This window comes from Marisediminicola sp. UYEF4, from assembly GCF_040546025.1.
GTDB lineage: Bacteria > Actinomycetota > Actinomycetes > Actinomycetales > Microbacteriaceae > Marisediminicola.
The window spans coordinates 1-8027 of record NZ_JBEPNA010000033.1 but is presented as its reverse complement, the minus strand read 5'-3'; the positions used below and the strand labels follow the sequence as shown (position 1 = coordinate 8027).

10 protein-coding genes are annotated in these 8027 nt (G+C 67.5%); 1 reads left to right on the top strand and 9 read right to left on the bottom strand.

Annotation, left to right across the window (positions count from 1 at the left end):
• Positions 1-155: 155 nt before the first annotated feature.
• The 9 genes from dprA to ABIB15_RS15120 form a co-directional block, all read right to left on the bottom strand.
• Positions 156-1502 (bottom strand): DNA-processing protein DprA, encoded by a 1347-nt coding sequence (gene dprA, locus ABIB15_RS15160; RefSeq protein WP_354480460.1) that lies wholly within the window; start codon positions 1500-1502, stop codon positions 156-158.
• A complete protein-coding gene (locus tag ABIB15_RS15155) occupies positions 1499-3034 on the bottom strand; it encodes a YifB family Mg chelatase-like AAA ATPase (protein WP_354480458.1) in 1536 nt (511 codons plus the stop codon). Before ABIB15_RS15155 ends, dprA begins: the two co-directional genes overlap by 4 nt.
• Positions 3035-3095: 61 nt before the next feature.
• Positions 3096-3452 carry a YraN family protein gene (locus ABIB15_RS15150; protein ID WP_354480455.1) on the bottom strand — a complete coding sequence of 119 codons (357 nt, stop codon included), beginning with the start codon at positions 3450-3452 and terminating at the stop codon, positions 3096-3098.
• A 168-nt stretch (positions 3453-3620) separates the two neighbouring features.
• Complete coding sequence (locus ABIB15_RS15145; protein WP_354480452.1) at positions 3621-3944, bottom strand: CHY zinc finger protein; 324 nt, start codon at positions 3942-3944, stop codon at positions 3621-3623.
• Positions 3945-3948: 4 nt separating this feature from the next.
• A complete protein-coding gene (locus ABIB15_RS15140; RefSeq protein WP_161887059.1) occupies positions 3949-4272 on the bottom strand; it encodes a DUF2469 family protein in 324 nt (107 codons plus the stop codon).
• A gap of 12 nt (positions 4273-4284) precedes the next feature.
• On the bottom strand, positions 4285-4941 hold the full coding sequence (gene rnhB / locus ABIB15_RS15135; protein ID WP_354480463.1) for a ribonuclease HII: 657 nt from the start codon (positions 4939-4941) through the stop codon (positions 4285-4287).
• 12 nt (positions 4942-4953) lie between these two features.
• Positions 4954-5700 carry a signal peptidase I gene (gene lepB, locus ABIB15_RS15130; protein WP_354480448.1) on the bottom strand — a complete coding sequence of 249 codons (747 nt, stop codon included), beginning with the start codon at positions 5698-5700 and terminating at the stop codon, positions 4954-4956.
• Between the two features lie 70 nt (positions 5701-5770).
• Positions 5771-6112 (bottom strand): 50S ribosomal protein L19, encoded by a 342-nt coding sequence (gene rplS, locus ABIB15_RS15125; protein ID WP_354480446.1) that lies wholly within the window; start codon positions 6110-6112, stop codon positions 5771-5773.
• A gap of 172 nt (positions 6113-6284) precedes the next feature.
• On the bottom strand, positions 6285-6788 hold the full coding sequence (locus tag ABIB15_RS15120) for a hypothetical protein (RefSeq protein WP_354480444.1): 504 nt from the start codon (positions 6786-6788) through the stop codon (positions 6285-6287).
• Positions 6789-6826: 38 nt separating this feature from the next.
• Between ABIB15_RS15120 and map the strand changes: the two genes are divergently transcribed.
• On the top strand, positions 6827-7594 hold the full coding sequence (gene map / locus ABIB15_RS15115; RefSeq protein WP_354480441.1) for a type I methionyl aminopeptidase: 768 nt from the start codon (positions 6827-6829) through the stop codon (positions 7592-7594).
• Positions 7595-8027 lie beyond the last annotated feature (433 nt).

The window sequence follows — 8027 nt, the reverse complement described above, 5'->3', positions numbered from 1 at the left end:
CTGGGGCCTCCAAAGTTCGACTGTGGATAGGCCAACCTCCGCAGGCTGGTAACCCACGTCTACTCGAACGGGGGCCCCAGCCTCAAGAGGTAAGCTCCGTACTCATATCGTCTAGCGCGGGATCACCGCCCGGGCGTTCAACCTGCTCTGTGAGCTCACGCTGTGCCCCGCACCCACCCGCGTTCGCGTCGTTCAGCCCTCCCCTCGAGTTCGAGCAGCCCCAGCACTGACTGCACCTGCGCGGCGGATAGGCCCGCGCGAGCGGCGATGTCGCCGACGGCCCGCGGCGACCGCGCGCTGAGGGCGTCGACCACGCGAGTGCGCTCGGCGGACTCGGCCTGCTCCGCGACCTCGGCCTTCCCGCCGGGCTGGCCGCTTCGCCGTGGTCCACCACCGTTCTCACTAGCACCGGCCCCGACGCCGACACCGGCCTCCCCGCCGCGAGACGGAGAAGCGAGAGGGGCGAGCTCCGCCATCTCGTCGGCGTTCGTTACGCAGACGGCGTCGAAATCGCGGATCAGCCTGTGGCATCCGGCCGAGGCCGCCGACGTGACGGGGCCCGGCACGGCGCCGAGAGGGCGCCCCAACGCGGCGGCGTGACCGGCCGTGTTGAGCGACCCGGACCGCCAGCCCGCCTCGAGAACGACCGTCGCGAGACTCGCCGCGGCAATCAATCGATTGCGTTGCAGGAACCTCCACTTGGTCGGCGGCGACCCGCACGGCAATTCCGACACGACCGCGCCCGCCTCGACGATCCGGGAGAGGAGCCCGTCATGACCGCTCGGATAGAAGCGGTCCACCCCGCCCGCGAGGAACGCGATCGTCTCCCCCGAACTCGCCAATGCCGCCCGGTGCGCCATCCCGTCGATCCCATAGGCCGCCCCGGAGACGATGGTGTATCCACGGTCGACGAGACCGGCAGACGCCTCCATTGCGACGTGCTCGCCGTATCCCGTCGCCGCCCTGGCCCCGACAAGAGCAATCGAGCTGCCTGCCGTGGCCAGCGTCTCCGAGCGACCGCGCAGCCAGAGCGCGAGGGGCGCGTGAGCCCCGAGGTCGTCGACGCCCACGGGCCATTCCGGATCGCCGGGTACGAGCAGCCGCACCCCGTAGCGTGACGCTTGGCGAAGTGCCACGAGCGCCGTCTGGGACGCCGCCCGAGGCTGCCACCGCTCCTGCGCCGCCACGAGATCTGCGGGGGTGAGCCCGTTGGCCTCGAGAATCCCCGCGGGATTGCGTGAGTCGTCGCCCCGGATCCCGGACCTCTCCGCGATGGCGCCCCCGATCCGGTCAATGCCCCATCGATCGATCACCGCGGTCAGTGCAGCTGGCACGCCGAGCAGCTCACCCAGCAGGCCCGCGACGCGGTCCCCCGGTTCGGCAATCCCGGTCCAGGTGGCCCGTGCGAAACGCTCGACGATCTCGTCCGCTGTGAAGTCATCCCGGCCGAGACGGCGAATGAGTGGCGCGACGACGGCCTCCTTGAGCCCGAACATGGTCATGACGAAATCGCCTTTCTGAGATACAAGGCTCGACCGAGATGGTCGGCCGTCGGTCGCTGTGCGCCATCAAGGTCGGCGAGCGTCCACGCCAAGCGCAACACCCGGTCGTAGCCGCGCATCGTGAGGCCGCCGCGTTCGAGGGCGCGGTCGATGGACACCGTCGTCGATGGACCGAGGCGCGCGTGCGGGCCGCGCAACCACGGCCCCGGCACTTGCGAGTTGAGCGCCCAGGGCGTCGCGCCGAGGCGCTCCGCGGTCGCCGCCCTGGCGGACACGACCCGACTGCGCACGGTCGCCGTGTCCACCCGCTGCTTCTCGTCCGCCATGCGCATCGTGGCGGAGGTGATTCGGGCCACGCGCAGCTGGATGTCGATGCGGTCGAGGAGGGGTCCGGAGAGCCTCGCGAGGTAGCGTCGGCGCGCGCTCGGCGCACAGACGCAGTCAGAATCGCGTGCGCCGTACTGCCCGCATGGGCAGGGGTTGGCAGCGAGAACAAGCTGGAACCGTCCAGGAAAGTGCGCGACCGAATTGGCCCGGTGGATGCTGATGAGACCCGACTCGAGGGGCTGGCGGAGCGCGTCGAGCACCGCCCGCTGGAACTCCGGTGCCTCGTCGAGGAAGAGCACGCCGTGGTTCGCCCGCGCGGCGGCACCCGGCCGGATGACGCCGCTGCCACCCCCGACGATAGAGGCGGCGGTCGCCGTGTGGTGCGGGGCCTCCAGCGGCGGACGTGTCGCGAGCGAAGCGCCGACCGGCAGGCCAGCGAGTGAGCGGACGCAGCTCACCTCGAGCGCGGCATCGGCGTCGAGGTCGGGCAGGATGCCGGGCAGACGCGTGGCGAGCATCGTCTTGCCCGCGCCGGGCGGACCCAGGAGGAACATGTGGTGGCCGCCCGCCGCCGCGACCTGAATCGCCTGGATCGCGTCGTCGTTGCCGATGATGTCGCTCAGGTCGAGGTCGTCGTCAGCCGCGCCCTCCGGCGCCGCCCGAAGGATCGGCTCGACCGGCACCGGCGTGTACTCGCCGCCATGCCAGATCGCAGCCTCGAGCAGCGAGGCGACGCCGACCACACGCACCCCGGGCACCAGCGCGGCCTCGTCGGCGTTCCCGGTCGGTACCATGACGGTCGTCGCGCCCGCACGGGCGGCGGCGAGAGTGCACGGGAGGACACCGTTGATCGGCCGCAGGCGTCCGTCGAGTCCGAGCTCGCCGAGGTGAACGACTCCCGCGACCGAGTCGGTGTTCACCAGCCGGGCCGCCGCGAGGATCGCGAGCGCGATCGCGAGGTCGAACCCCGAGCCGTGCTTGGGCAGGGCGGCGGGCGAGAGGTTGACGGTGACTTTTCGGGTGGGGAACTCGCATCCGGTGTTCGTGGCGGCGGCCCGCACCCGGTCGCGGGCCTCGCCGAGCGCCGCATCGGGCAGCCCGATGAGGACGAACCCGGGGAGGTTGCTCGAGATGTCGGCCTCAACTTCGACGATCGCACCGGTGAGGCCGAGGAGGGCCACGGCCGACGTGTGTCCGAGTGGCATCAGCACCCCCGCCCCACAACGACCGACCGCAGCAGAAGCCACATCAACACGAGGCACCACATCAGAAGACACTCCTCACATGCTCGAAGTGGATGGGACCTCCGGGGGGCGCGATGATGGCGATCGCATCGATGCGGATGCGGTGACGGACACCGGGATGTTCTCCGCACCAGGCCGACGCGAGCCGTCGGAGTCTGGCAAGCTTCTGCATCGTGATCGCCTCGAGCGGATGCCCGAACGCAATGCTCGATCGGGTCTTCACCTCGACGAAGACGGTCTCATCGCCGTCGAGCGCGACGACGTCGATCTCGCCCTGCCTGCACCGCCAGTTGCGGTCGAGGATGTCGTAGCCGGCGTCGACGAGGAACGCCGCCGCGAGAGCCTCGCCGCGCTTGCCGAGATCGTCCTTCGCCACCATGGTTGCCTCCGACACCGAGGATGCCCCGGATCGGGTTGTGCGAGCCCGTTGGCGCCGGGATCGGGGAGGGCCGATGGAGCCCGGCAGCTGGGGAGGAGAGGCGCCCGGCCGACCGACCCCCACACGCACGTCAGCCAGCGGATCCGCTGCGGGCCGGAACCTGGCGGGTTACTCCTCGAAGTACAGCGGGAAATGCGTCGCGCAGCCCGGGTTGAACCCGGCCCCACAGGCGGGGCACACGGCCGCGGCGCGGTAGGAGTCGATGTTCAGCTCCGTGCGGCAGACCCCGCAGAGGATCGCGTTCTCCTGCCATTTGTCCGTGGGCCAGCGCAGCACCGGGTGCGTCTCGGCCTCGGCGTGGCAGGAGAAGCAGGGGTAGTAGCGGTCACAGCACCGGAACCGGATCGCGACGACATCCAGCACCGTGCCATAGTGCACGCAGCGGGTCTCGCCGTCGACCGTCCGGCCGTGGACGACTGGGGTCTGAGCCATGTGCCTACTCGTCGAGCGCGAGTTCCTTGGGCAACTCGAGCTCCTTGGCCGACAGTTCCTCCACGTTGACGTCTTTGAAGGTCAGCACGCGCACGGACTTCACGAAGCGATCTGACCGGTACACATCCCAGACCCACACGTCGTTCATCGTGAGTTCGAAGTAGAAGTCGTGCTCGGTGTCCTGGCGCACGAGTTCGACCTCGTTGGCGAGATAGAACCGGCGTTCGGTCTCCACGACAAAGCGGAACTGTGACACCACATCGCGATATTCGCGGTAAAGGGCCAGTTCGACCTCACGGTCGTAGTCTTCGAATTCGTCGTCGTCCATGCTGCGCCAATCCTACTCGTCCATCTCAGGCGACTTCTTCAGCCAGGTGTGACGGTGCATCGCGGTCGCGCCGAGCGCGGCGATCGCGGCAAAATGGCCCGCGGAGCCATATCCCTTGTTGCCGGCCCAGTCGTATCCGGGCGTCGTCGCATCCGCGTCGATCATGATCCGGTCGCGGAAGACCTTGGCGACGACCGATGCTGCGGCGACCGACGCGCAGTCGCGGTCCGCCTTGACCTGCAGCCGCAACGGGAGCCGGCTCGACAGTGCCGGGTTGAGCCAGTCGAACGCGCCGTCGAGCAAGATGATCGACTCGCGAATCTTCGCGCCGCCGTTGTGCAGCCGGGTCAGAGCACGCTTGCCCGCGAGGCCGAGGGCGGCGGTGAGTCCGAGGGTATCGACCTCGAGCGCCGACGCGAGGCCCACCGAGGAGTGCCGTGCCCACGCCGCAGTGAGAGGCGCGAGTTCCTCGCGCCTCTTCTGGCTGAGCAGCTTCGAATCGCGCAGGCCGGGCGGGAACGGCCCGCAGGCGAGGTCGACGACGGCGAGACCGACAGCGACGGGGCCGGCAATCGCTCCCCGACCCACCTCGTCACAGCCGATGACGTAACGGTGACCCTTCGCATGGAGGCCTTCCTCGATCTCGAGGGTCGGGTCCGACACCGCCATCATCATGGGGGTCTAGTCCGGTTCCACTCCGACGCCGCGGAACGTGTCGGGGTAGTTGTCAATCCAGGACCAGTGCGCCGACGGCCACGTGATCACGAAGGCGCGGCCGACGAGGTTGTCGATCGGCACGAAGCCGCCGCTCGGCGTCTCGGTGTTGTAGCGGGAGTCCTTGGAGCTATAGCGGTTGTCACCCATCACCCAGAGCGATCCCTCCGGGACAACCTGCGAGAAGTCGTCCCCCGACACTTTCGACACACCCTCGGGCAGGTTGAGATACGGCTCGTCGAGCGGCGCACCGTTGACCTCCATCTGGCCGACCGGGTTGCAGCACGTGACGGTATCGCCGGGGAGTCCGACCACGCGCTTGATGAGGTGATCGTTGCTGTCGGAGGCACTCAGCCCGATCGTCGTGAGGAACCAGTCGATGGCTCCGACGACAGGGTTCACCTCGGTCTCCTGCTGTGGCGGAAGCCATCCGCCCGGGTCGCGAAACACGACCACGTCACCGCGCTGCAGCGGCACAACATCCGGCACGAGCTGGTTGACGATGATGCGGTCGTTGACCTGCAGCGTGTTCGTCATGGAGCTCGACGGGATGTAGAAGGAGCGGATCAGGAACGTCTTGATGCCTACCGAAATGATGATCGCGGCGACGAAAATAATGACGATGTCTCGAACGAACAGCTTGATGCTGCGCGATCGTCGAGTGCGGTCCTGTGCCGTGCGCGGGGGGCGCGGCGAAGGATCTGTTTGTTCCATTAAACCCCTGAGCTCCCCACCATGTTACGTGGTGGGGAGCTCAGGAAAGACTGCCGGTGAGGGCTGGCGCTTAGCGCTTTTCCTTGATCTTGGCCTTCTTGCCACGGAGGTCGCGCAGGTAGTACAGCTTCGCGCGACGCACGGCGCCGCGGGTGACGACCTCGATGTGGTCGATGACCGGGGAGTGCACGGGGAAGGTGCGCTCGACGCCGACCTGGAAGCTGACCTTGCGGACGCAGAACGTCTCGCGGACGCCTTCGCCCGAGCGGCCGATGACGACACCCTGGAAGACCTGGATGCGGGAACGTGTGCCTTCAACGATGTTGACGTGCACCTTGACGGTGTCTCCGGCGCGGAATTCGGGGATGTCGTTGCGCAGTGAGACCGCGTCGACGTGGTCGAGGATGTGCATGAATATTCGCTCTCTGTAACCGCCACGGGTCGATCACGTTCTGGATGCTGCATGAAGGAGTGGGTGTGCCTATGATTCGCTGGCCCCCCTGTGGCAGGGCCGTGCGAACGCACAATCGACAATTCTGTCACAGTCGAGCCTGCTGCCGCCACTCCCGGGCGACCGCGAAAGTTCAGCGCTCGGCGGGATCGATTCGGATGACGTCGCCGTCGGTGGGAGCGGCTCGGGTCGCGCGGTACTCGCCCTGCGGTAGTGCGACATGATCGAGGCTCGCGAAAACCGTCTCCACCCGTCGCCTCGCCGCAATCATGAGCTGCCAGACCGCGACGGCGAACACCGCGAGCGAGGCCAGAGCGAGAAGCCCGCCGGTGAGCCCTGCGGCAAGCTCCGCCGACCGCGCAACGAAGATGCCGTAGACGATCGCGATCAGGTACCAAGAGCCAAGCGAGATGACATCCGTCCAGGACAGGGTCTTGGTCGTCCTCACGGACTTCCGTGCCCAGGTCACACCCAGCACAACGATCATCGACACGGTGAGCGCCGGCCAGGCGAGGAACACCAGCAGGTCCTGCGTTCCCAGACCGGACGGGGAGATGCCCCTGGCGATCATGATCCAACTGGGCAGCACAATGATCGCCGCGAGTTGGACCCAGTAGAAGGCCCGTCGTAACCACATTGTTCAAGCGTACAGACGGTTCGCGCAAGAATGGCTGGATGATTGAGCTACGAACCCCCGCCGAGATCACCGAGATGCGCGCGGCGGGATCCTTCGTCGCTGACGTGCTCACCGAGCTGACCGCAGCATCCGCTGTCGGTGTCAACCTTCTCGATCTCGATGCGATCGCCCACCGAGCGATCCGGGCGAGGGGCGCGGAGAGCTGCTACATCGACTACCATCCGTCATTCGGGGCGAGCCCGTTCGGGAAGGTGCTGTGCACTTCGGTGAACGATGCGGCGCTGCACGGCCTGCCCTACGACTACAACCTGGCCGATGGCGACCTTCTGAGCCTCGACTTCGCGGTGAGCGTGGACGGCTGGGTCGCTGATTCCGCCGTGACGATCATTGTCGGCACGCCCAGAGTCGAGGATCTGCGTCTCGTTGAGGTGACCCAGGCAGCACTCGACGCTGGCATCGCCGCCGCCGTGCCCGGAAACCGGATCGGCGATATCTCTGCGGCCATCGGTGCGGTCGGACGCGCGGCAGGGTTCACGATCAACACCGACTTCGGTGGGCACGGCGTCGGACGCACGATGCACGGCGACCCGCACGTTCCCAACGACGGACGACCGGGTCGCGGGTTTCCCCTACGCGCGGGTCTCGTGTTCGCGATCGAGCCGTGGCTCATGCACACGAGCGACCGAGTGTTCACGGATCCGGATGGCTGGACCTTGCGAAGCATGGATGGATCCAGAGCAGCTCACGTCGAACACACTGTCGCTGTGACCGACGACGGACCGCTCATCCTGACCGCGCGCGGCTAACTGACCGCGCGCGGCTAAGGCAGTTCTCGGCACATCCCGGCGAGGCCGCCCGTCGTCGGCCAATCCGGCGCCTCCCCGCCAAGCCGCCCGTTCGGGACGGCGCAACTCGCCTGTTGCCGGGTTCTCCTGTTGTCCCGTCTGCTTTCGGCTTCTCCTGTTGGCGGGTCTGCAATTGGGTTCCCCTGGCGGGCTCGACTTCGCACGAAGTCGTCCTCATGGTGCGCCCGACTTTGGCCCGCGATGGCCTCGCCCTCTCCGCCGGGGGCCAGTGCGTGGGTCAGCTCGCTCTCTTCTTCTTCGTGATGGCGGCGATGGCGGGTGTTCTGCTGGGGAGCAGAATGAGGGTTTGGGTGGGGTCGATGTTTTTTGGTGGTTGGAGCCAGTAGCTGTTGTTGATGTTGATGATTTCCCAGTGGTTGTCGTGGAGGAGGAG